The organism is Streptomyces nidicola, assembly GCF_050106155.1.
Lineage (GTDB): Bacteria > Actinomycetota > Actinomycetes > Streptomycetales > Streptomycetaceae > Streptomyces.
Window position 1 is genome coordinate 2,498,287 of record NZ_JBNBPI010000001.1, and the last position, 20,702, is coordinate 2,518,988.

A 20,702-nucleotide genomic window follows, 5' to 3' on the forward strand; every position below is an offset into this window, starting at 1 on the left:
GCTGCTCAGACCCCTTCCGGCTGCGTCTGGCGCGCGGCGGCGAGCCGGACCGCGTCCATGATCTTCTCGTAGCCGGTGCAGCGGCAGAGGTTCCCGGAGAGCGCCTCGCGGATGTCCGCGTCGGACGGGCTCGGGTTCTGCTCCAGCATCTCGTCGGCCGCGACCAGCAGGCCGGGCGTGCAGAAGCCGCACTGGACGGCGCCCGCGTCGATGAACGCCTGCTGGATCGGGGCGAGTTCGGCGCCCTCGCCGGTCTGCGAGTCGGTGCCCTTCGCGGACCAGCTCTGCGCGTCCTGAAGCGTCGTACCGCCCTCATGGGACGCGCACGTACGGGACTTGGCGTGCTCGGCGAGCCCCTCGACGGTGACGACCTCGCGGCCCTCGACCTGTCCCGCGGCCACCAGACACGAACACACGGGCACCCCGTCGAGCCGGACGGTGCAGGATCCGCACTCCCCCTGCTCGCACGCGTTCTTGGAGCCCGGAAGCCCCATCCGCTCGCGCAGCACGTACAGAAGGGACTCGCCCTCCCAGACGTCGTCGGCTTCCTGCTTACGGCCGTTGACCGTGAAATTGACGCGCATTACGCGGCTCCCTCCGTGCGAACGCCCGAGCCGCGGTACGACTCCCAGGCCCAGGTCAGCGTGCGGCGTGCCATGACGCCGACCGCGTGACGGCGGTACGAGGCGGTGCCCCGCACGTCGTCGATCGGGTTGCAGGCGCCGGAGCACAGCGCGGCGAACTGCTTGGCGACCGACGGGGTGATGATCTTGCCGCTCTCCCAGAACCCGCCTTCCTCCAAAGCGGAGTTGAGGAATTCCTCGGCCGACTTGGCGCGGACCGGAGTGGGCGCCGCCGAGCCGATGCCGGTGCGCACGGTCCGGGTCTCCGGGTGCAGGGCGAGACCGAAGGCGCACACCGCGATCACCATCGCGTTGCGCGTGCCGACCTTGGAGAACTGCTGGGGCCCTTCGGCCTTCTTGATGTGCACCGCGCGGATCAGCTCGTCCTCGGCGAGGGCGTTGCGCTTGACCCCCGTGTAGAACTCGTCGATCGGGATGCGCCGCGAACCGCGCACCGACTCCACCTCGACCTCGGCGCCGGAGGCGAGCAGCGCCGGATGGGCGTCACCGGCCGGCGACGCGGTGCCGAGGTTGCCGCCGACGCCGCCGCGGTTGCGGATCTGCGGGGACGCGACGGTGTGCGAGGCGAGGGCGAGACCCGGCAGCTCGCTGCGCAGGTGCTCCATGATCTTGGTGTACGGGACGGAGGCGCCGAGCCGGACGGTGTCGCCCTGAGGCCCCCCGCCCACCTCCCACTCGTTCAGCTCACCGATGCGGTTGAGGTCGAGGAGGTACTCGGGGCGGCGGTGGTCGAAGTTGATCTCGACCATGACATCGGTGCCGCCTGCGATCGGCACGGCTGTGGGGTGCTCGGCCTTCGCGGCGAGCGCCTCCTCCCAGCTGCCGGGGCGAAGGAAGTCCATAACGGCTCTCTTCTCCGTGAGGTTCGTGGATCGGGCAGGGATCGTGCGTGGTTCGTGCGTCGTGGGGGCGATGCGATCGAGCCACGGGACGTGCGGATCACAGGGGCTCGTTCAGTTTGGTTCCAGGTGCTGTTCACGCGGAGTGAGGCCAGTACACCGCCTGCGCTCCGGCAGTGTCAGTCACGGAAAACATGAACGCGTTGGCTGGCCCGCGGGGGTGTCTTGTAGATTCGTATGAACGGGTGGCATCAGTAACCTCACCGTTTTCTTCTGGAAACTACGAACACAGCTCCCGGGGACACCCTGGGCACGGGTCCGTGGGTTCCACTCCGGTACGACTTCAAGACAGATCGGCGGCGACGAACACATGCGGCTGCGCGCATTGCTGGACACGGACGCGCTGGGCCTCAGCCTCCTCGGCGGCGAGGACGAGCTCGACCGCACGGTCCGCGGCGTGATGACCACGGACCTGCGGGACCCCAGCCGCTACCTGTCCGGCGGCGAGCTGGTCCTCACGGGCCTGGCCTGGCACCGGGAGCCGGCCGATTCCGAGCCCTTCGCCCGGCTGATGGCCGCGGCGGGCGTCGCGGCCGTCGCGGCGGGCACCGCCGAGTTCGGCTACGTACCCGAGGACTTCGTCGAGGCCTGCGCCCGGCACCGCGTGCCGCTGTTCTCGGTGGCCCAGTCCGTGGCGTTCGGGACGATCACCGAGCACGTCGTACGCCAGGTCTCGGGCGAGCGCGCCGGGGACCTCGCGGCGGTCGTCGACCGGCACCGGCGCCTGATGACCTCGGGGCCCGCGGGCGGCGGCCCCGATGTCGTCCTCGACCTGCTCGGCAGCGACCTGGACCTGCGGGCCTGGGTGCTCTCCCCGACGGGGCGCGCGATAGCGGGCTCGTCGGCGGCCGGCCCCGCGCTGCCCGCGGAGATCCGCACCCGGCTCGCGGCCGAGCACCTGGCGGCCCTGCGCACCGGGCGGCGCAGCCCGCACCGGGTGACGGTCGAGGGGGTCACGTACTCGCTGTTCCCGATCGGCTCGGCACAGAAGGACGGGCCGGCCGCCGCGCCCTCCCCCGACGCGCGGGCGAGCGTCCTCGCGGACTGGCTGCTCGCCGTCGAGGCGGACGCGGGCGACTGGCCGGAGGAGCGGCTCGACCTGCTCCAGGGCGTCACGCAGCTGATCTCGGTGGAGCGCGAGCGGCGGGACGCAGCGCGCACGGTGCGGCGCAGGCTCGCGCAGGAGGTCCTGGAGCTGGTGCAGGCGGGCGCGGCCCCCGCGGAGATCGCGGCGCGCCTGCGCGTCGCGGCGCCCGTGCTGCTGCCGGGGCTCGGCGCGGCCCCGCACTGGCAGGTCGTCGTGGCGCGCGTGGAGTGGGCGGACCAGCAGGGCGAGAAGGCCGAGGGCGGGGCCGTGGCCCAGTCGCTCCTGGAGGAGATCCTCATCGCCCCGGAGGCCGGGGCGCGCCCCGACGCCGCCGAGCCGTCCGACCGGATCGCCGTGGCGCACAGCGGGGACGAGGCGATCGCCCTGGTGCCGCTGCCCGCCGTGGCCGCGGAGCACGACGGCTCGGAGCAGGGCCTGCTCGCGGACACGCTGCTGACCGCCGTGCGCGAACCCCTCGCGGCCGGGCTCGCCGACCAGGGGCGCCTGTCGATCGGCGTGAGCGCCGCGGTGCACTCCGCGGAGGGGCTGCGCGGCGCGCTGGAGGAGGCGCGGCACGCACGGCGCGTGGCGGCCGCCCGCACGGGCGTGGTCTGCGCGGCTGGCCACCAGGAGCTGGCGTCCCACGTCCTGCTGCTGCCCTTCGTCCCGGACGACGTACGCCGCGCGTTCACGGCCCGGCTGCTCGACCCGCTTCGTGACTACGACCACAAGCACCGCGCCGAGCTGATCGCGACGCTGGAGGCGTTCCTCGACTGCGACGGCTCGTGGACCCGCTGCGCGTCCCGGCTGCACCTGCACGTGAACACGCTGCGGTACCGGGTGGGCCGCATCGAGCAGCTGACGGGTCGTGATCTGTCGCGCCTGGAGGACAAGTTGGACTTCTTCCTCGCGCTGCGCATGAGCTGACGCACAAGCCCATGGGTTTGTGAAATCTTTCACCCACCCCCTTGGCCGGGTGCCGTGATCCGTGCTGAGATGCCCCACGGCAACTCGGCTCGATGGCGTGCTCGGGGAGGGCAATGTGGCGTCTACCGCCATGTCTGGTACCGGAACGAACACAGCGGACGATCCACTCCAGACCGCGGTATGGCGGTTGCGTTCGCGCGGCTGCTGGGCCGACGCCGCGGCACTCCTCGACCATCATGCGACGGCGGACGCGGGGGCGGCCCTGCAACGGGCGGCGCTCCTTGTGGAGCGGTGCCTGTACACGGAGCAGGGGTGGGCCGAGGCGGAGGACGCGCTGCGCGCGGCGGAGGCGCTGGCCCACACGGACGAGGAGCGGGGCGCGGCGGCGTGCGAGCGGGGCCAACTCGCTTACGAGGCCACGTTGTTGAAGACGCGGGACCGCTCCGACGAGGCGCGCTCGGCCTTCGGCAGGGCGGCGGCGCTGATCGCTCCCGGTGCGCCGGGCCGCGCCCTGCTCGACTTCCGGCGCGGCCTGATGTCGGAGAATTTGGCGGACTCGCCACAGGCGGCCCGCGCGGCGTACCGCAGGGCCCACGCGGGCGCGACGGCCCACGGCGACGCGCTCCTGCTCTCCTTCACCTGGCGCCACCTCGCCGGACTCGCCCTGCGGGAGGGCGAGTTGGCGGAGGCGCGGCGGGGTTTCGCGGAGTCCCTGCGCATCCGCGAGGAGCTCGGCTTCCTGGTGGGCACGGCGCCCGCGCTGGCGTCCCTGGCGGAAGCGGAACCGGAACCGGAGACGAAGGCGCGACTGCGCGCGGAGGCGGGCCGCCTGTTCCGGCTGCTGGACGGTGTGCCGACGTGGCTGGCGGCGGAGCTGTCGGCCAATGAAGCCCCTGCGGCGATTGAGCAGCGGGGTCCGGGGCAGAGCCCCGCGGCGTAGGAACCGTCAACCGCCGACGTGTCGCTCCACCAGCACACGCACCGCCGCACAGTCCTGCGCCTCCAACGCGTCCAGCAGCGCGCCATGCTGCCTCGCATCCACCGCGAGGTCGGCCGCGGCCCACCCCACCTGCCGATGCAGATCGTCCGCGACCCGGACCACCTGATCGTTGCCCGCGAACGCGAGAACCGCCCGGTGGAAGGCGCGGTCGGCCTCCGCGTACCCCGCCCGGTCCCCCATGGCCGCGGCCGCCGTCGTCGCACGGACCAGCGGCCGCAGCTCGGCCCACCGCGCGGGCGCCACCGTGCGCGCGAGCCGCGTCACCACCGGCACCTCGACGAGCGCCCGCACCTCCGCGAGCTCGGCCAGCTCGCGGTCCGAGCGCCGGGTCACCCGGAACCCCCGGTTGGGCACGACCTCGACCGCGCCCTCCCGGGCCAGCTGCTGCATCGCCTCGCGCACCGGCGTCGCCGAGACCCCGAAGCGCTCCCCCAGGGCCGGGCCCGAGTAGACCTCTCCGGGCGCGAGGTCGCCGGAGACCAGCGCGGCCCGCAGCGCGTCGAGCACCTGGCCGCGCACGGAGGTCCGCTCGACCGCCCCGCGCGCCGCGAGTCCGGGCGCGGGCGGCTCGCTGTGGGTGTGCTCACCGCGGCTCTGCTCGGGGACGGAGGCCGGTGCGGGCACGGGCGCGGAGGGCCGCGGCACCCGGGCCGGCGTCGACCGCTGCTCCGGCACTCCCATGGAGGAGTCGCGTGCCGCGCGTGGTCTCGTCCGCTCCACCCCGGTCATCCCCTTCGCCGCCGTTCCTTGCCGTTTGTCCGAAGCTCAACGACGAACGATAGAGGGCCTTGCCGACAGTTCAAACCCCACCCCGGTCGGGTAAGGTAAGGCTTACCTGTAAACGATCAGGAATCGGTGGCCCCCTCATGCCTCTCACCACGTCGGCGCTCGGCACGCCGCCCAGCGCGGTCTCGGCCGCGTACGCCCGCCTCACCGAGGTGTTCCCGGGCCTGGGCGTCACCGAGGTACCCGCCGGTCAGGCGCTGCCCGAGGGTGCGGGCTGGGTGCACACCGAGCGGCTCGCCGAGGGCGGCGCCGCGCTCGACGCCTTCCTCGCATGGGACAACGCACAGGTGCTCAAGGACTACGGCACCAGCGCCCGCCCCGACGTGATCGCGAGCTTCGGCCTGCACCGTTACGCCTGGCCCGCCTGCCTGCTCATCACGATCCCCTGGTTCCTGCACCGGCGCGTGCCCCGCTTTCCGGCCTCCGAGGTCGCCTTCCAGCGCACGCTCGGCCGGCTCGCCGTCCATGTGACCGAGTTCGCCTGTCTCCCCGACGACCCGGCGGCGGCGCTGCCCGGCGCCCGCGTCGTCCCCGACGAGGAGGCGCTGCGCGCCGAGGTCCGCGCGGCCGTCGCCGAGCACCTGCAGCCCGTGCTCGCCGGCTTCGGACCGCGGATGCGGCGCGGCCCGCGCGCCCTGTGGGGCATGGCGACGGACGAGATCGTCGAGTCCCTCTGGTACCTCGGCCACCTCCTCGGCGAGGAGCGGCGCGCCATGGCCGACCTGGAGGCGCTGCTGCCCGGCGCCACGAAGCCGTACGTCGGGAAGGCCGCGTTCCGTGAACTGACGGGCCCCGACGGGGAGTTGCTGCCCACGCGCGACCGGGCGAGCTGCTGCATGTTCTACACACTGCGCCCGCAGGACACCTGTGTGACGTGCCCGCGCACCTGTGACGCGGACCGGGTCGGCAGGCTCACCGCAGCCGCGGCCGCCTGAACCACCCGTTCGAGTGACGTAATTCGAACTCAACTTCCGTTTTCCCGGCGGGAGTTCGAGCGTACGACCGCTTTACGCGCCCCCTTGCACACCAATGGCGTTCTCTTGCCCCGAAACCCCCTGCGGGGTCGGGCGGCTGGGCCAATATGGCGCCGTTCCGCCCTATCGCGATGCAAGGGACCCTTGATGAGACTGACCGACATATCGCTGGACTGGCTGCTTCCGGGCGCCGTACTGCTCCTGGGCATGCTGGCGGCGGTCGCAGTGCTCGCGCGCGGCAGGCGCGCCGGGGGCGCCAAGAAGGACGCGGGGATGTTCTCCGACGATTCGTGGGAACGCAGCGAGGAGCGTCGCAGGCGCAAGGAGGCCGTCTACGGCACCGCCTCGTACGTGCTGCTGTTCTGCTGCGCGGCCGTCGCCGCCGCCCTCTCCTTCCACGGCCTGGTCGGATTCGGCAAGCAGAACCTGAACCTGTCCGGGGGCTGGGAGTACCTCGTCCCCTTCGGGCTCGACGGCGCCGCGATGTTCTGCTCGGTGCTCGCGGTGCGCGAGGCCAGCCACGGCGACGCCGCGCTCGGCTCCCGGATACTCGTGTGGACGTTCGCCGGCGCCGCCGCCTGGTTCAACTGGGTGCACGCGCCGAGGGGCCTCGGCCACGCGGGCGCCCCGCACTTCTTCGCGGGGATGTCCCTCTCGGCCGCCGTCCTCTTCGACCGCGCCCTGAAGCAGACGCGCCGCGCGGCGCTGCGCGAACAGGGCCTGGTGCCGAGGCCGTTGCCGCAGATCCGGATCGTGCGCTGGCTGCGCGCCCCCCTGGAGACGTACAGCGCCTGGTCGTTGATGCTCCTGGAGAATGTGCGCACCCTCGACGAGGCCGTGGACGAGGTGCGCGAGGACAAGCGGGAGAAGACGCAGAACCGGATGCGCCAGCGCGAGCACCAGAAGCTGGAGCGTGCCCAACTGAAGGCGCTGAGCCGGGGTTTCGGCACTCGTGACCCCCGGCAGGTGGAGGCCGGCGGCTCCGGGCAGAGCGGCCCGGAGTCCGCCATATCGGCGGGGTCCCCGCAGTCGGAACTACCGCAGGCGGCGCCCGCACCGGAACAGCTTCCGCTGCGCGCCCGCCCCTCCCTTCAGGCCGTCAAAGGGATCCGCAGGTCCCGTGACCAGAAGGCGCCCGTCACCGTCGATCTGACGGCGGAGGACGATACGCAGGCGCTGCCCCGGCTCGACTCTCTGGAGCAGAAGCTCAAGGACCTTGAGCAGCAGCTCGGTTGAGCCCGTCCGTGGTACGGCGGCGTCGTGGAATCACGCGACGCCGCCGTCCAGTTCGAACCAGACCACCTTGCCCGTGGCATCCGGACCGAGCGCCGCGACGCCCCAGGCGTCCGCGAGCGACTGCACCAGGATGAGGCCTCGCCCATTGGTGCCGTGCGTACCGTCGTCGGCGTGCGGTACGCGTGGCTTGGGCCTCCGCGAGACGAAGTCGCGGACCTCGACCCGCAGGGAGCGCGAGCCCACGGTCGCCGTGAGTTCCGCCTCACAGTCCGTGTGCACCAGCGCGTTCGTCACGAGTTCGCTGGTCAACAGCTCCGCCACCTCCGATCTTCCGGGCCTTCCCCAGTGCAGGAGGAGTTCGCGCAGTGCGCGCCTCACCTCCGGGACGGCCCGCAGGTCCGCCTTGCCGAGCTTGCGCTTGAGCTGCCTCGGCGGCCCGTCCCCCCGATCCGCCGTACTCACGGCGGCCCCCTTCTCGTACGTCATGGAGCCCCTGTCACCCACTGGGGCGCCCCCTCCTCGTATCTGCCGTTCCATGGCCCCCGCCCACGCGCGGCTCTCGATGCCTTCCTCGCTCCGGCCTCCTGCCGCTCGGCCTGCCCTCGAACGCGTACACGGGGATGAATGCCCCACTGCCTGATCGGCACGCTTGTTGATTGGTGCACCACCTGCCGGGTGTCCAGCGCCGCGCCGGGGAAGGAAGCGTGGGGACGCCGCCGGGACCGGCACAGTGCGAGCACCGAACAGCACAGCACCGCAGGAGCACCGAAGGAGACGCCGTGCACGACGACCGACACCTCGTGGAAGGCCGACTCGACCGCGCGATGCGCCAATTCGTACGGCCCGCGCAGTACGGGGCGCGGGTACCGCTGAGCATGAGCGTCTGGCACGCACCGGGGGAACCGGTTCCGGTGGCCGAGGCCCTGGACGGAACGTACGAGCCCTTCGAGACCGGCACCGCGTGGGGAAAGCCGTGGTCGACGAGTTGGTTCCGCCTTCAAGGGCGGGTGCCGGAGGAGTGGGAGGGGCGCCGCGTCGAGGCCGTCGTCGACCCCGGATTCTCCGGGCAGGGGCCCGGCTTCCAGGCGGAGGGACTCCTGTACGACGCGTCGGGTGTACCCCTCAAGGGCATCCACCCGCGCAACCGGCATCTGACGATCGCGGCGCGCGCGGCCGGCGGGGAGCCGGTGCATCTGCTCCTCGAGGCGGCCGCCAATCCGACGGTGCTGCGGGACTTCGAACCCACCTTCCTCGGCGACGTACTGACCGCAGGGGATCGCCCCAACTACCGATTCCGCTCTGCCGATCTGGCCGTACTCGACGAGGAGGTCTGGCATCTCGTCCTGGACGTCGAGGTGCTCTCGGAGCTGATGCACGAGCTGGACGCGGACCGGGCCAGGCGCCACTACATCCTGCGCGCCCTGGAGCGGATGCTGGACGCCCTCGATCTGCACGACGTCCCCGGCACCGCGGCGGCGGCCCGCGCCGAGCTGGCCGAGGTGCTGTCCCGTCCCGCGCACGCGAGCGCGCACCGGGTCTCGGCGACCGGGCACGCGCACATCGACTCGGCGTGGCTGTGGCCGCTGCGCGAGACGGTCCGCAAGGCCTCGCGCACGTTCGCGAACGTCACGGCGCTGGCCCGCGACTACCCGGAGCTGGTCTTCGCCTGCTCACAGGCGCAGCAGTACGCGTGGGTGAAGGAGCACCAGCCGCACATCTGGGAGCGCATCAAGAAGGCGGTCGCGGACGGGAACTGGTCCCCGGTCGGCTCGATGTGGGTGGAGTCGGACGCCAACATGCCCGGCGGGGAAGCCCTGGCGCGTCAACTGGTGCACGGCAAGCGGTTCTTCCAGGAGGAGCTTGGCGTGGAGACGGAGGAGATCTGGCTGCCGGACTCCTTCGGATACACGGCCGCCTTCCCGCAGTTGGCGAAGCTCGCGGGCGCCAAGTGGTTCCTGACGCAGAAGCTGAGCTGGAACCAGACGAACAAGATGCCGCACCACACGTTCTGGTGGGAGGGCATCGACGGAACGCGGGTGTTCACCCACTTCCCGCCGGTGGACACCTACAACGCGCAGTTCCACGCGAACGAACTGGCGCGCGCGGAGCGGAACTTCGCGGAGAAGGGCGGCGCGTCCCGTTCCCTCGTCCCGTTCGGCTGGGGCGACGGCGGGGGCGGCCCGACCCGCGAGATGCTGGAGAAGGCGCGCCGGCTGCGCTCACTGGAGGGATCGCCGCGCGTCGACATCGAGAAGCCCGGCGCGTTCTTCGAGGCCGCGCACGAGGAGTACGGGGAGCGGGCACCCGTCTGGTCAGGCGAGCTGTACCTGGAGATGCACCGCGCCACGTACACCACGCAGGCCAAGACGAAGCAGGGCAACCGCCGCTCCGAACACGCTCTGCGCGAGGCCGAGTTGTGGTGCGCGGCCGCTGCCCTGCACGACGCGGACTACGCCTATCCGTACGACGCACTCGACCGGATCTGGAAGACGGTGCTGCTGCACCAGTTCCACGACATCCTGCCGGGATCGTCGATCGCCTGGGTCCACCGGGAGGCCCGGGAGACCTACGCCCAGGTGCTCGCGGAACTGGACGACATCACGACCGGAGCCGTACACCGCCTCGGCGGGTCCGCGCCTTCGGCACTGAACGCCTCGCCGTACCCGCGCAGTGAAGTCGTCGACCACGACGGACAGTTGACGCATGTGAACGTCGACGGGCTCGGCGCCCGCTCCCTCACCGAGGCCGCCGGACAGACGCGCGGACCGGGCGCGCACGCGGCGGCGACGCGGGAGACGGACTCGATCGTCCTCGCCAATGAACACCTCACCGTGACGATCGACAGCGACGGACTCCTCACATCCGTACGGGACTTGAGGGACGGCGGCCGCGAAACGCTCGCCCCCGGCAGCCGCGGCAACCTGCTGCAACTGCACCCCGACCACCCCACGCAGTACGACGCCTGGGACCTGGACGCCCACTACCGGCACACCCGCACCGACCTCACCCGCGCCGAGTCGGTGGAGCTGGTCGAGGAGGGGCCGCTGCGGGTCTCCGTGCGCGTCACCCGCCACTTCGGCAAGTCCCGGATCACGCAGGAGTACCGGCTCGCGGCGGACAGCCGGCGCCTCGACGTCGTCACGGACATCGACTGGCAGGAGTCGGAGAAGGTCCTCAAGGCGGCGTTCCCGCTGGACGTGCACGCGGAGCGGTCGTCGGCCGAGATCCAGTTCGGCCACGTCAACCGGCCCACGCACGCCAACACCGGTTGGGACGCGGCCCGTTACGAGATCTGCGCGCACCGCTGGCTGCGTGTCGCGGAGGAGGGCTACGGGGTCGCGCTGCTCAACGACTCCACGTACGGCCACGACGTGACGCGCGCCGCGCACGACGAGGGCCTCGGCACCACGGTCCGCCTCACGCTCCTGCGCGCCCCGCACTCCCCCGACCCGGAGACGGACCTGGGCACGCACCGCTTCACGTACGCGCTGCTGCCGGGCGCGAGCACCGGCGACGCGGTGGCGGAGGGGCTCGCCCTGAACCTGCCGCTGCGGATCGCGCCCGCGCCCGCCGTGACGCCGCTGGTCGCGGTCGACAACCCGGCGGTCACGGTGGAGTCCGTGAAGCTCGCGGAGGACCGCAGCGGGGACGTCGTGGTGCGGCTCTACGAGTCGCGGGGCGGGCGCGCGAACGCGATGCTCACGGCGGCGTTCCCGGTGGCGGGCGCGGACGAGACGGACCTCCTGGAGAGGCCGCTGCGCGCGGCCGACACCTCGGACGCCGGTCTCGCCCTGTCCCTGCGCCCCTTCCAGATCCTGACGCTGCGGCTGCGCCCGGTGTGATTGGTCTGAAGCCCCCTACGGACGCGGCATGTTGCGGAGGTTGGAGCGGGCCATCTGCACCATCCGGCCCACTCCGCCGTCGAGGACGATCTTCGAGGCGGAGAGGGCGAAGCCCGTGACCATCTCGGCGCTGATCTTCGGCGGGATGGACAGCGCGTTGGGATCGGTGACGACATCGACCAGCGCGGGCCCCTTGTGCTTGAACGCGTCCTTGAGCGCGCCCGCGAGCTGCTTCGGCTTCTCGACGCGGACGCCGTAGGCACCGGCTGCGCGGGCGATCGCGGCGAAGTCGGGGTTCTTGTTGGTCGTCCCGTACGAGGGGAGCCCGGCCACCAGCATCTCCAACTCGACCATTCCCAGAGAGGAGTTGTTGAAGAGGACGACCTTCACCGGCAGGTCGTACTGGACGAGGGTGAGGAAGTCGCCCATCAGCATCGAGAACCCGCCGTCGCCCGACATCGAGACGACCTGCCGGTTCCGGTCGGTGAACTGGGCGCCGATCGCCATCGGCAGCGCGTTCGCCATCGAGCCGTGCGAGAACGAACCGATGACGCGGCGGCGCCCGTTCGGCGAGATGTAGCGGGCGGCCCAGACGTTGCACATGCCGGTGTCGACCGTGAACACGGCGTCCTCGGCGGCGAGTTCGTCGACGACCGAGGCGACGTACTCGGGGTGGATGGGGGTGTGCTTCTCGACCTTGCGGGTGTACGCCTTCACGACGCCTTCGAGCGCGTCGGCGTGCTTCTTCAGCATCCGGTCGAGGAACTTGCGGTTCGACTTGGGCTTCACGCGCGGCGTGAGGCAGCGCAGCGTCTCGCGTACGTCGCCCCAGACCGCGAGGTCCAGCTTCGAGCGCCTGCCGAGGTGCTCGGGCCGCACGTCGACCTGGACGATCTTGACGTCCTTCTGCGGCAGGAAGGCGTTGTACGGGAAGTCGGTGCCGAGGAGGATCAGCAGATCGCACTCGTGGGTGGCCTCGTACGCGGCGCCGTACCCGAGCAGCCCGCTCATGCCGACGTCGTAAGGGTTGTCGTACTGGATCCACTCCTTGCCGCGCAGCGCGTGGCCGACCGGAGACTTGATCTTCTCGGCGAACTCCATGACCTCGGCGTGCGCGCCCGCGGTGCCGCTGCCGCAGAACAGGGTGACCTTGCCGGCCTCGTCGATCAGCTCGACGAGCTTGTCGATCTCGGCGTCGCCGGGGCGGATGCTCGGCCGGGAGGTGACGATCGCGGTCTCGATGGACTTCTCGGGCGCGGCTTCGTCGGCGACGTCGCCGGGGAGGGTCACGACGCTGACGCCGGACTGGCCGACGGCGTTCTGGATGGCGGTCTGCAGGACGCGCGGCATCTGCTTCGGACTGGAGATCATCTCGCTGTAGTGCGAGCACTCGGAGAACAGCCGGTCGGGGTGGGTCTCCTGGAAGAAGCCGAGGCCGATCTCGCTGGACGGGATGTGCGAGGCGAGGGCGAGGACCGGGGCCATCGAGCGGTGGGCGTCGTAGAGGCCGTTGATGAGGTGCAGGTTGCCGGGCCCGCAGGATCCGGCGCACGCCGTCAGCTTCCCCGTGACCTGTGCTTCCGCGCCGGCGGCGAAGGCGGCGGTCTCCTCGTGCCGTACGTGGACCCAGTCGATCGCGTCGTTGCGCCGGATCGCGTCGACGACCGGGTTGAGGCTGTCGCCCACGACTCCGTACATGCGCTCGACGCCCGCGCGGACGAGGATGTCGACGAACTGCTCGGCGACGTTCTGCTTGGCCATGACTCACGCGCCCTTTCGGAACCCGGTGCCTGTGTTGCGGCTGCTTTCGGCGATTGCTTCCGGGGTCCATGAATTCATACGGGGCGTGCTCACGCCTCCCAAACGGCCGCGGCCGTTCTGTCGTCGGCGTATCCCTTCACCCGGACCTGGGTGTCCGCGAGGAACGCGGCGAGGCCCGGAGGATCGGCGTCCGCCCACCTGTTCGCCAGGTGGCGGGCGAGGTCCGGCTCGCCGCGGAGCGGTTCGGCGAGGCCCGGCGAGCAGAGCAGCAGCGTGTCCCCCGGTCGGGCGACGGAGGCGCGGAACCGGAAGGCGTCGCGGGGTGGTGGGGGCGCGGGTTCGTAGGGGCTCGGGGGTGTCGTGATGTTGAGGTCCATCGTGAGCCGGTCGCCGTCCGGAGTCTCGGCAGGCGGCGTCGAACCGAAGCCGACGACGGGTTCGCCGCTCTGTTCGGCGACGCTCGGCTCTATGTCCCGCCACTCCCCGTCCCGCAGCCGGAAGAGTCCGCCGCCGCCGACGCCGAAGAACACGCGGGTGCGGCACGCCGGGTCTGCGGGCAGCAGCAGGCAGCGCAGCGTCGCGGCGTACTCCTCCGGGTCGAGGCCCTGTTCGGTGGCTCCGGCCCGGAGTTTGCCGAGGCTGCGGTCGGTGAGCCGGTGCAGGCCGGACTTCAGGTCGCCCCTGCGGCCCGCCCGCACGTCCTCCGCGAGCCGCGTGTGGCTGAGCCCGACGGCCCGCCCGATCCACTCGCAGACCTCGGCGGCGGCGCGGTGCGCGCCGGGCGTGGCGCGGGCGCCGGTGGCCATCGCGACGAGGATCAGCGCGGTCGGCCCCGTCCCGAACCGCGCGGTGAGCAGGCTGTCCCGCCGGGGCTCGCCCCGATACCGCGCGGAATCCCCGCGCACGGACACGGCCCGCAAGGTCGACACCCCGCACCGCGCCCCGTCGAGCACGGTGTCCGCGACGAGATCGTCCAGATCCTCCGGATCGGCGAGGGGAAGCGCGGTGGGCTCGGGTTCGTAGGTGGGCGGACCGTCACCTACGTAGATGACGGGGTCCGCTTGTGGCGGGGGCGGGACGGCTTCTCCGACGCGAGGCGCGTCCGACGGGGGCGGAGGCGTCTCCGGCGGGTCCGGTGGGGCTGCTGCGAAGGGGGCTTCCGGCGGAGCCGGCGGGGCTTCTGCGCGAGGCGCTTCCGGCGGAGAGGGAGGCGCTTCGGGCAGGGGCGGGACGGCTGCTGACCGGGGCGTCTCCGGCAGGGGTGGCTCGGCTTCGGGCGGGGACCCCGCCGACCACGGTGGGGCGGCGTCTTCGCCGGGCATCGCAGGCAGCGGCGGCGGCTCGTCCGGCGTAGGGGGCACGGCCCCGTGCTGGGGCGCATCGGCGTCGGCTCGCGGCTCCCCCGGCGGGCGCGGCACGCCGCCGGGCCGGGGCGCCTCCGGCACACCCGCGATGTGCGACGGGGGCGCCGCGTTCTCCCCCGACGGAGGCGGAGGTTCCGCTTGGGGCTCGTCGGTGCGCGGCGTGGGTGGGGTCGTCCAGACGTGGTGGGTCTCCGGGTACGGGGCGTGGCGGGGCCCCGGCACGGGTGGGTCGTCGGCGGACGGTGGGGAGTGCGGGGACGCGACTGCTCCGGCCGAGGTGAAGCGGTCGTCCAAGGTGTCCGGGGTCGGGGTCGACCCGGTGTCCTCGGCGGCGGCCTCGTTGTCGTACAACTTCCCCCACCAGTCGTCCCCTTGGGCCGGGTGACCGGTGGGCCTCTCCCCCTGCTGGCTCATGCCCTCATTGTCCACGGCACGGGCCGTACGAAAACGGGGCATCGGGAAAAGCCCACCGAAATGGGCCCGCCGGGCGGCCCCACCCCCCACGGGAGGACCACCCGGCGAACCGGATCGGGTGAGCGTTCGAACCAAGGCACTAACGCACGTCGTACGCTCTGTTCACCGTCTGCGTGACGGAATTGCCCTTCGCGTCCGTCAATTGGACCTTGAGGGTGACCTGCTTGCCGGAGGCCCCCGCGTGGTCGACCGTCGCGGTCCACTTGCCGTCCCGCTTCGAGGTCTTCGCCTCGGTCCAGGTCTCCCCGTCGTCGTACGAGTACGAGAGCGCGGCCTTCGTCAGGGCGCCCGGCTCGTAGCCCGCGTGCCCCGTCGCGGTGAGGGCGACCTGCTGGCCGTCCCGCGCCGCCAGCGTCTTCATGCCGTCCTCGGGGAACGTCGTCCGCGGGAAGAGCAGCGGGATGCCCTGCGAGTACGTGTTCTCCTCCTCGTGCGAGCGGAACGACCACGTCGTCGTGGTCCGCGGGGAACGGAGCCAGACCTTGCCGCCGTTCAACTTCATCGTGTTCAGGGTGAGTTCGTACGCCGCGTCCTCCGAAGGAACCGTGAAGACGCCGTACGGCCAGCCGGTGGAGCCGACCTCCACACCGTTCCGCTTCAGCTCGACGTTGCCGATGTCGCCGAACGAGCCCTGGACGCCCAGGTGTTCACCGTCGCCCCAGAATCCGGGCGCGACACCGATCAGATTGCCCTGGCGTTCCGCGGCGAGCGCCTGCTTGCCGGAGTTGTCGAGCGGCGTGGTGGGAGCCATCGCGCCGCCGTACCACTCCTCGGCTCGCTTCTCGCCCTTCTCGTACGTCCGCACCGGGTCGATCATGAACTCGCCCCACGGGAAGCTGCTGGACACCTGGTGGCCGTAGCCGGTCGTACCGGGCGAGTACAGCTCGGTGCGGGTGGACGGCGCCGCGACCAGGGCGAAGTCCCCGAAGGAGGCGGTCAGTCCGGCGGGCCGGGCGACCGACGGCAGGTCGACGTAGTCCGTGGCCGCACCCATCGCCTTGTACGTGGCCTTGTTCGTGGCGAGGTTCCGGTCCGACACCCGGTAGCCGCGGTCGTCACGGATCTGCTTGGTCTCGGGGAACGCGAGCGTGTAGACGTACGGGCTCTTGGCCGTCGCCTTCCAGCGCAGCGACGTGGTTCCGGCCGCGATCCGCTCCGCGAGCGCCACGCCCTCCGCCTTCTCGAGGCCGAGCATCGGGATCGCCGCGCCGACGAAGCCGACGGCCGGGTACCAGCGGCCCACGGCCTCCCGGTACAGGACGACCCCCTTGACGCCCGCCGCGATCGCGGCCTGCGCGACCGTACTCGCGGAGCCGCCCTCGGACAGCTTCACCAACGCCAACTTGCCCTTGGCGGCGGCCAGTTCATCTGCCGTCCCGGCCCCCGCCGAGACGATCTCGGACGTCCCCGTGCCGTCGAGGTTGGAGGAGTTCGTGGAGCCGGTCAGCGGGTGCAGCGCGGGCCCGTCGACCACACCGAACTCGCTGATCTGCGGGGCGGCGGCGCGCCAGAAGCTGTCGAACTCGAAGTCGCCGTCGCGGACTTCGCCCTGGACGTCGGCGTAGTAGCCGCGCACTGTCCGCGATCCCTGAATGCTCGCCGCGTGCAGCCAGCTGTCCTCGCCGAAGGTGCGGGCGAAGCCGAGGGTGGCGCCGCGCACCTCGCTCTCCCGGTCCGTCTTGACGCTCAGCCTGTGCGCCTTGCGGGCGTCGAGGACGACGGTGGTGTCCTTGGTGAGGTTCAGCTGCGGACGCCCCAGGAACGTGGCGGAGCCGATCAGCGTGCCCTCGGTCTCCGGTGTCGCGACGAACGCCGTCAGGGCGTACGCACCGGGTCTGACCTGGTACGTCTGGTCGGCGGCGCCGTCGTTGACGCGCCGCTCGCCGGACGCATCGTCGGTGCCGACGAGGTCGAGCGAGGAACCGGCGGTGGCCGGATTCCCCTGGCGGTCGACGACCTTGACGCGCAGGGTGACGGTCTCCGGCTGGACGTACAGGGAGAACGGGGTGCTGAGGTGTACGCCGCCGGGGCCCGTGGCGAGGACCCGGCCGGTGACGTCGCCGTACTGGGCCTTCTTGAGGTGTGCGGTCGGGTCGACGGTCAGCGGCACCTGGGCGGTGCCACCCGCGGGCACGGTGACCGTCCGCGCGCCGAGAGCGGCCACGGACGACTTCACGGCGGAGCCGTCGTTTCCGGTGACACCGTCGACGTCGAGGCTGAACTTCACTGGCTTGTCAGTGGTGTTGGTGTACGGCACCTGGACGGTGGTGCGATCGCTGCTGTCCTGCGGCCAGTTGAAGGTGCCGCCCTGCACGGCGCCCGCGCCGAGGACCTTCTGGTCGACGGCGGCCTTCACGTCGAGCCGGCCGCCGCCGGTCTCCCGGACGTCACCGGGGATGTCGGCGTCGGCGGACGCGACGAGCGCCTGCTTGATCTGCTGCGCGCTCCAGTCGGGGTGGCGCTGCTTGACGAGGGCGGCGGCGCCCGCGACGTGCGGTGTCGCCATCGACGTACCGCTCATGGACTGGTACGCGTACACGCCCCGGCCGCCCGCCGCGGCCGCCTTGATGGCGACGCCCGGTGCGGCGATCTCGGGCTTGAGGGTGTGCGTGCGCCGCACAGGGCTGCGGCTGGAGAAGCTCGCGGTCCCGTCGTCGCTGTCGACGGCGCCGACGGTGAGCACCTCGGGCACGCAGCCCGGTGAGGAGACCGTGTTGAGGCTCGGCCCGGAGTTGCCCGCCGCGATGACGAAGAGCGTGTCCTTCGAGGACCGCGCGAGTTCCTGCGTGGCCTGCGACATGGGGTCGGAGCAGTCGAGTTCGTCCGGGTTGCCCAGCGACATGGACACCACGTCGGCCTTCTGGTCGACGGCCCACTGCATACCGGCGATGATCCACGAAGTGGCGCCGGAACCACCGTCGTTGAGGACCTTGCCGTTGAGCAGGGTGGTGCCCGGGGCGACGCCCTTTTCCTTGCCGCCGCTCGCCGCGCCGGAGCCGCCGACCGTGGACGTGGTGTGGGTGCCGTGGCCCTGGTGGTCGTCGGCGTCGGCGGAGTCGGTGAAGTTCTTCGACTCGGCGACGCGGCCCTTGAGGTCGGGGTGTTCGGTGTCGACGCCGGTGTCAAGGACGGCGACCTTGGTGCCCTTGCCGTCGTAGCCGGCGGCCCACGCCTCGTCGGCGCGCACCTGCTTCGTGGAGTCGGCGAGCAGCGACTTCACCTTGGCGTCGAGCCAGAGCTTCTTCAGGTCACCGGCCGCGCGGGAGCGGGGACTTGAGACGTCGTCCCAGAAGTCGGCGGCCTTCTTCTTGTCGGCCTTCAACGCGACGCCGTCGACCGGGTCGAGGACGAGGCCGCGCCGCGCGCCGCGCGGTGCGGCGGGAGCGCCGCGGGCCACGTCGACGGACTTGTCGTAGGTGGCGATGAGCGGCAGCGTCGCGCTGTGCTGGTCGTCGTAGCCCTGCCGGATCAGGCCGGTGACGTTGAAGAGTTCCTCGTCGACACGGCCCGCGGCGAGCGCCTTCGCGGCGCCGTCCGGGTAGACGTACAGATCCTTGCCCGACTGCCGGGTCTGGAGCAGCGGGGTGCTGCCGTCGGCGGCGGGCAGGGCCGCCGCCGTGGCGCGTCCTTCGACGTCGGTGGTGACGGCGACGCGGTCGCCTGTGACCAGCGTGACCGTGACCGCGGAGCTCTTGGCAGCGGTGCTCTTGGCAGCGGCGGCGGGGCTGCCGACGAGCGGCCGGCCGCCGTCCGGGGCCCTCCCCTCCAGGGCCCCGGACGGGACGGCCACGGTGATGCCCAGGACGACGGCGGTCGCCGTGCCCAGGGCCGCACGCGATATCGGGCGCATCGCTCTCCCCAAGTAGAAGCGCGGGTCAATACGGGCCAAAGGCCGTATTCCCGGCGGGTGTTGGTGCTGCGGTGGCGCCACATTGGCAGAGTGATGGCCGGTACAGGGAAGATGGGTGCGGCGGGAATGTGCCGTGGCCGTTTCCCGCCACGGGGGGGTGTTGGAACGGTTCACCGGGGAGGGGATCGCCGCATGCTGCACGCGATAGGTCTGGACGAGGGGCACGAGGCGGCCTACCGGGCGCTCGTCGCGGTGGGCGCGGCCGACGTCCCCGACCTGGCACGGCGCCTCACCCGCGCCGAGCACGAGACCGAGCACGCGCTGCGCCGCCTGGAGCAGCACGGGCTCGCCGCCCAGTCCTCGGCGCGCCCCGGGCGCTGGGTCGCGGCGCCGCCCGGGGTCGCGCTCGGCGCGCTGCTCACCCAGCGGCGGCACGAGCTGGACGAGGCGGAGCTGGCGGCCGCCCGGCTCGCCGCGGAGTTCCGGGCGCAGGCCACGGAGCCCGCCGCGCACGACCTGGTCGAGGTGGTGACCGGGGCGGCGGCCGCGGCCCAGCGGTTCCTGCAGATCCAGCTCGGCGCGACCGAGGAGGTGTGCGCACTGGTCACCGGCAACCCGATCGCGGTCGCCGCCACCGACAACGACGCGGAGGAACAGGCCGTCAGTCGCGGCGTCGGCTACCGCGTCGTCATCGAGCGCGAGGTGCTCTCGATGCCGGCCGGCCTGACCGAGCTGTCGGCGGCGATCGGCAGGGACGAGCAGGTGCGGGTGGTGGACCGGGTGCCGACGAAGCTGGTGATCGCCGACGGGGCGCTCGCCATGGTGCCGCTGACCCGGCACGCCGCCGAGCCCGCCGCGCTCGTGGTGCACGCGAGCGGCCTGCTCGAAACGCTGAGCGGACTCTTCGAGGCGGTGTGGCGGCAGGCGCTGCCGCTGCGGCTCGGGGCGGCGGGCGAGGTGACGGAGGTCGCCGCGGAGGGCCCCGACGGCCTCGACCTGGAGATCCTCTCGCTGCTGCTCGCCGGCCTGACCGACGCGAGCGTGGCCAAGCAGCTGGACCTGGGCCTCAGGACGGTGCAGCGACGGGTGAAACGGCTGATGGAGCTGGCGGGCGTGACGACGCGGCTCCAACTGGGATGGCACGCGTACGAACGGGGCTGGGTGTCACGTTGAGCCCGTCGGGCCCGATGAGTCCTCACTCAGACTCGGTTGACCTGCGCTTTCGCCGCACGTGGGGGACCCTGTGCACATGGGAGCGTGGGAACTCCTCCTGGTCGGCGCCGTGATGGTGCTGGGCCTGTGCGGGGTGCTGGTGCCGGGCGTACCCGGATCGTGGCTCGTGTGGGCCGCGGTCGCCGTATGGGCGCTGCGGGACCCGAACGGCCTGGCCTGGGGCGTCCTCGTCGGCGCCACCGCCGTCCTGCTGGCCTCCCAGGTGCTGCGCTGGCAGCTGCCCCCACGCCGCCTCCGCCAGGCGGGCGCGACCCGCCGCCTGGAATTCTGGGCGGGCGCGGGCGCGGTGATCGGCTTCTGCGTGGTCCCGGTCGTCGGAGCGGTACCGGGTTTCATGGGCGGGATCTACGTATCGGAACGGCTGCGACTCGGCGGCCACGGCGACGCCCTCGCATCGACACGCACAGCCATGCGCGCGGGCGGCTCCAGCGTGCTGGCGGAGCTGTTCGCGTGCTTGTTGATCGTGGGGGCGTGGCTGGGCGCGGTCATCTGGGGGTGAGCCCCGGCACCCCGCGGAAAACCGCGGGGCCATGGAGTGCGGATCACCGCACTTTGCCAAACGGTTACCCTCGTAGTGGCCATGAGCTGCGGTTCCTAGCCTGGACAGGAGTCGAGGCAGCCGCCT

14 protein-coding genes are annotated in these 20,702 nt (G+C 72.1%); 7 read left to right on the forward strand and 7 right to left on the reverse strand.

The window, feature by feature from the left end:
- Nucleotides 1-5: 5 nt before the first annotated feature.
- Complete coding sequence (locus tag ACOKM3_RS11445; protein ID WP_426899533.1) at nucleotides 6-584, reverse strand: (2Fe-2S)-binding protein; 579 nt, start codon at nucleotides 582-584, stop codon at nucleotides 6-8.
- Entirely contained in the window at nucleotides 584-1,486 is a 903-nt protein-coding gene (locus ACOKM3_RS11450) for an FAD binding domain-containing protein (protein WP_426899535.1), read from the reverse strand. The genes ACOKM3_RS11445 and ACOKM3_RS11450 overlap by 1 nt, the downstream gene beginning before the upstream one ends.
- 367 nt (nucleotides 1,487-1,853) lie before the next feature.
- Between ACOKM3_RS11450 and ACOKM3_RS11455 the strand changes: the two genes are divergently transcribed.
- Nucleotides 1,854-3,557, forward strand: a complete 1,704-nt coding sequence (locus ACOKM3_RS11455) for a PucR family transcriptional regulator (RefSeq protein ID WP_426899537.1) — start codon at nucleotides 1,854-1,856, stop codon at nucleotides 3,555-3,557.
- Between the two features lie 115 nt (nucleotides 3,558-3,672).
- Nucleotides 3,673-4,497, forward strand: a complete 825-nt coding sequence (locus ACOKM3_RS11460) for a hypothetical protein (protein WP_426899539.1) — start codon at nucleotides 3,673-3,675, stop codon at nucleotides 4,495-4,497.
- Nucleotides 4,498-4,503: 6 nt separating this feature from the next.
- Here ACOKM3_RS11460 and ACOKM3_RS11465 read toward each other — a convergent pair whose 3' ends face one another.
- Complete coding sequence (locus tag ACOKM3_RS11465; RefSeq protein WP_426899541.1) at nucleotides 4,504-5,286, reverse strand: GntR family transcriptional regulator; 783 nt, start codon at nucleotides 5,284-5,286, stop codon at nucleotides 4,504-4,506.
- Nucleotides 5,287-5,423: 137 nt separating this feature from the next.
- On the opposite strand from ACOKM3_RS11465, the gene ACOKM3_RS11470 reads away from it, so the two are divergent.
- A complete protein-coding gene (locus tag ACOKM3_RS11470) occupies nucleotides 5,424-6,278 on the forward strand; it encodes a (2Fe-2S)-binding protein (RefSeq protein ID WP_426899543.1) in 855 nt (284 codons plus the stop codon).
- A 186-nt stretch (nucleotides 6,279-6,464) separates the two neighbouring features.
- Complete coding sequence (locus tag ACOKM3_RS11475; protein ID WP_426899545.1) at nucleotides 6,465-7,553, forward strand: DUF2637 domain-containing protein; 1,089 nt, start codon at nucleotides 6,465-6,467, stop codon at nucleotides 7,551-7,553.
- A 30-nt stretch (nucleotides 7,554-7,583) separates the two neighbouring features.
- On the opposite strand, the gene ACOKM3_RS11480 is transcribed toward ACOKM3_RS11475, so the two are convergent.
- The gene (locus ACOKM3_RS11480) at nucleotides 7,584-8,039 is read right to left on the reverse strand and encodes an ATP-binding protein (RefSeq protein WP_426899547.1); all 456 of its coding nucleotides are present in this window, start codon (nucleotides 8,037-8,039) and stop codon (nucleotides 7,584-7,586) included.
- A gap of 293 nt (nucleotides 8,040-8,332) precedes the next feature.
- On the opposite strand from ACOKM3_RS11480, the gene ACOKM3_RS11485 reads away from it, so the two are divergent.
- Nucleotides 8,333-11,395: an alpha-mannosidase gene (locus ACOKM3_RS11485; protein ID WP_426899549.1), complete on the forward strand. Its 3,063-nt coding sequence runs from the start codon at nucleotides 8,333-8,335 to the stop codon at nucleotides 11,393-11,395.
- A gap of 15 nt (nucleotides 11,396-11,410) precedes the next feature.
- Here the strand turns inward: ACOKM3_RS11485 and ACOKM3_RS11490 are convergent, their stop codons facing one another.
- From ACOKM3_RS11490 to ACOKM3_RS11500, 3 genes are all read right to left on the reverse strand, one after another.
- Nucleotides 11,411-13,156, reverse strand: coding sequence for a pyruvate dehydrogenase (locus ACOKM3_RS11490; RefSeq protein ID WP_426899551.1), 1,746 nt, complete (start codon nucleotides 13,154-13,156; stop codon nucleotides 11,411-11,413).
- Nucleotides 13,157-13,245: 89 nt separating this feature from the next.
- Complete coding sequence (locus tag ACOKM3_RS11495; protein WP_426899553.1) at nucleotides 13,246-14,934, reverse strand: protein phosphatase 2C domain-containing protein; 1,689 nt, start codon at nucleotides 14,932-14,934, stop codon at nucleotides 13,246-13,248.
- A gap of 139 nt (nucleotides 14,935-15,073) precedes the next feature.
- Nucleotides 15,074-18,844 (reverse strand): S8 family peptidase, encoded by a 3,771-nt coding sequence (locus ACOKM3_RS11500; RefSeq protein ID WP_426899555.1) that lies wholly within the window; start codon nucleotides 18,842-18,844, stop codon nucleotides 15,074-15,076.
- Between the two features lie 192 nt (nucleotides 18,845-19,036).
- On the opposite strand from ACOKM3_RS11500, the gene ACOKM3_RS11505 reads away from it, so the two are divergent.
- Both ACOKM3_RS11505 and ACOKM3_RS11510 read left to right on the forward strand, forming a co-directional pair.
- A complete protein-coding gene (locus ACOKM3_RS11505; RefSeq protein ID WP_426899557.1) occupies nucleotides 19,037-20,017 on the forward strand; it encodes a helix-turn-helix transcriptional regulator in 981 nt (326 codons plus the stop codon).
- Nucleotides 20,018-20,093: 76 nt separating this feature from the next.
- The gene (locus tag ACOKM3_RS11510; RefSeq protein ID WP_426899559.1) at nucleotides 20,094-20,576 is read left to right on the forward strand and encodes a DUF456 domain-containing protein; all 483 of its coding nucleotides are present in this window, start codon (nucleotides 20,094-20,096) and stop codon (nucleotides 20,574-20,576) included.
- Nucleotides 20,577-20,702: the final 126 nt, after the last annotated feature.

Coding starts and splice junctions, on each gene's coding strand:
- ACOKM3_RS11500 (WP_426899555.1), bottom strand. CDS start 18,844: ATGCGCCCGATATCGCGTGCGGCCCTGGGCACGGCGACCGCCGTCGTC.
- ACOKM3_RS11480 (WP_426899547.1), bottom strand. CDS start 8,039: ATGACGTACGAGAAGGGGGCCGCCGTGAGTACGGCGGATCGGGGGGAC.
- ACOKM3_RS11450 (WP_426899535.1), bottom strand. CDS start 1,486: ATGGACTTCCTTCGCCCCGGCAGCTGGGAGGAGGCGCTCGCCGCGAAG.
- ACOKM3_RS11475 (WP_426899545.1), top strand. CDS start 6,465: ATGAGACTGACCGACATATCGCTGGACTGGCTGCTTCCGGGCGCCGTA.
- ACOKM3_RS11490 (WP_426899551.1), bottom strand. CDS start 13,156: ATGGCCAAGCAGAACGTCGCCGAGCAGTTCGTCGACATCCTCGTCCGC.
- ACOKM3_RS11455 (WP_426899537.1), top strand. CDS start 1,854: ATGCGGCTGCGCGCATTGCTGGACACGGACGCGCTGGGCCTCAGCCTC.
- ACOKM3_RS11470 (WP_426899543.1), top strand. CDS start 5,424: ATGCCTCTCACCACGTCGGCGCTCGGCACGCCGCCCAGCGCGGTCTCG.
- ACOKM3_RS11445 (WP_426899533.1), bottom strand. CDS start 584: ATGCGCGTCAATTTCACGGTCAACGGCCGTAAGCAGGAAGCCGACGAC.
- ACOKM3_RS11505 (WP_426899557.1), top strand. CDS start 19,037: ATGCTGCACGCGATAGGTCTGGACGAGGGGCACGAGGCGGCCTACCGG.
- ACOKM3_RS11465 (WP_426899541.1), bottom strand. CDS start 5,286: ATGACCGGGGTGGAGCGGACGAGACCACGCGCGGCACGCGACTCCTCC.
- ACOKM3_RS11510 (WP_426899559.1), top strand. CDS start 20,094: ATGGGAGCGTGGGAACTCCTCCTGGTCGGCGCCGTGATGGTGCTGGGC.
- ACOKM3_RS11495 (WP_426899553.1), bottom strand. CDS start 14,934: ATGAGCCAGCAGGGGGAGAGGCCCACCGGTCACCCGGCCCAAGGGGAC.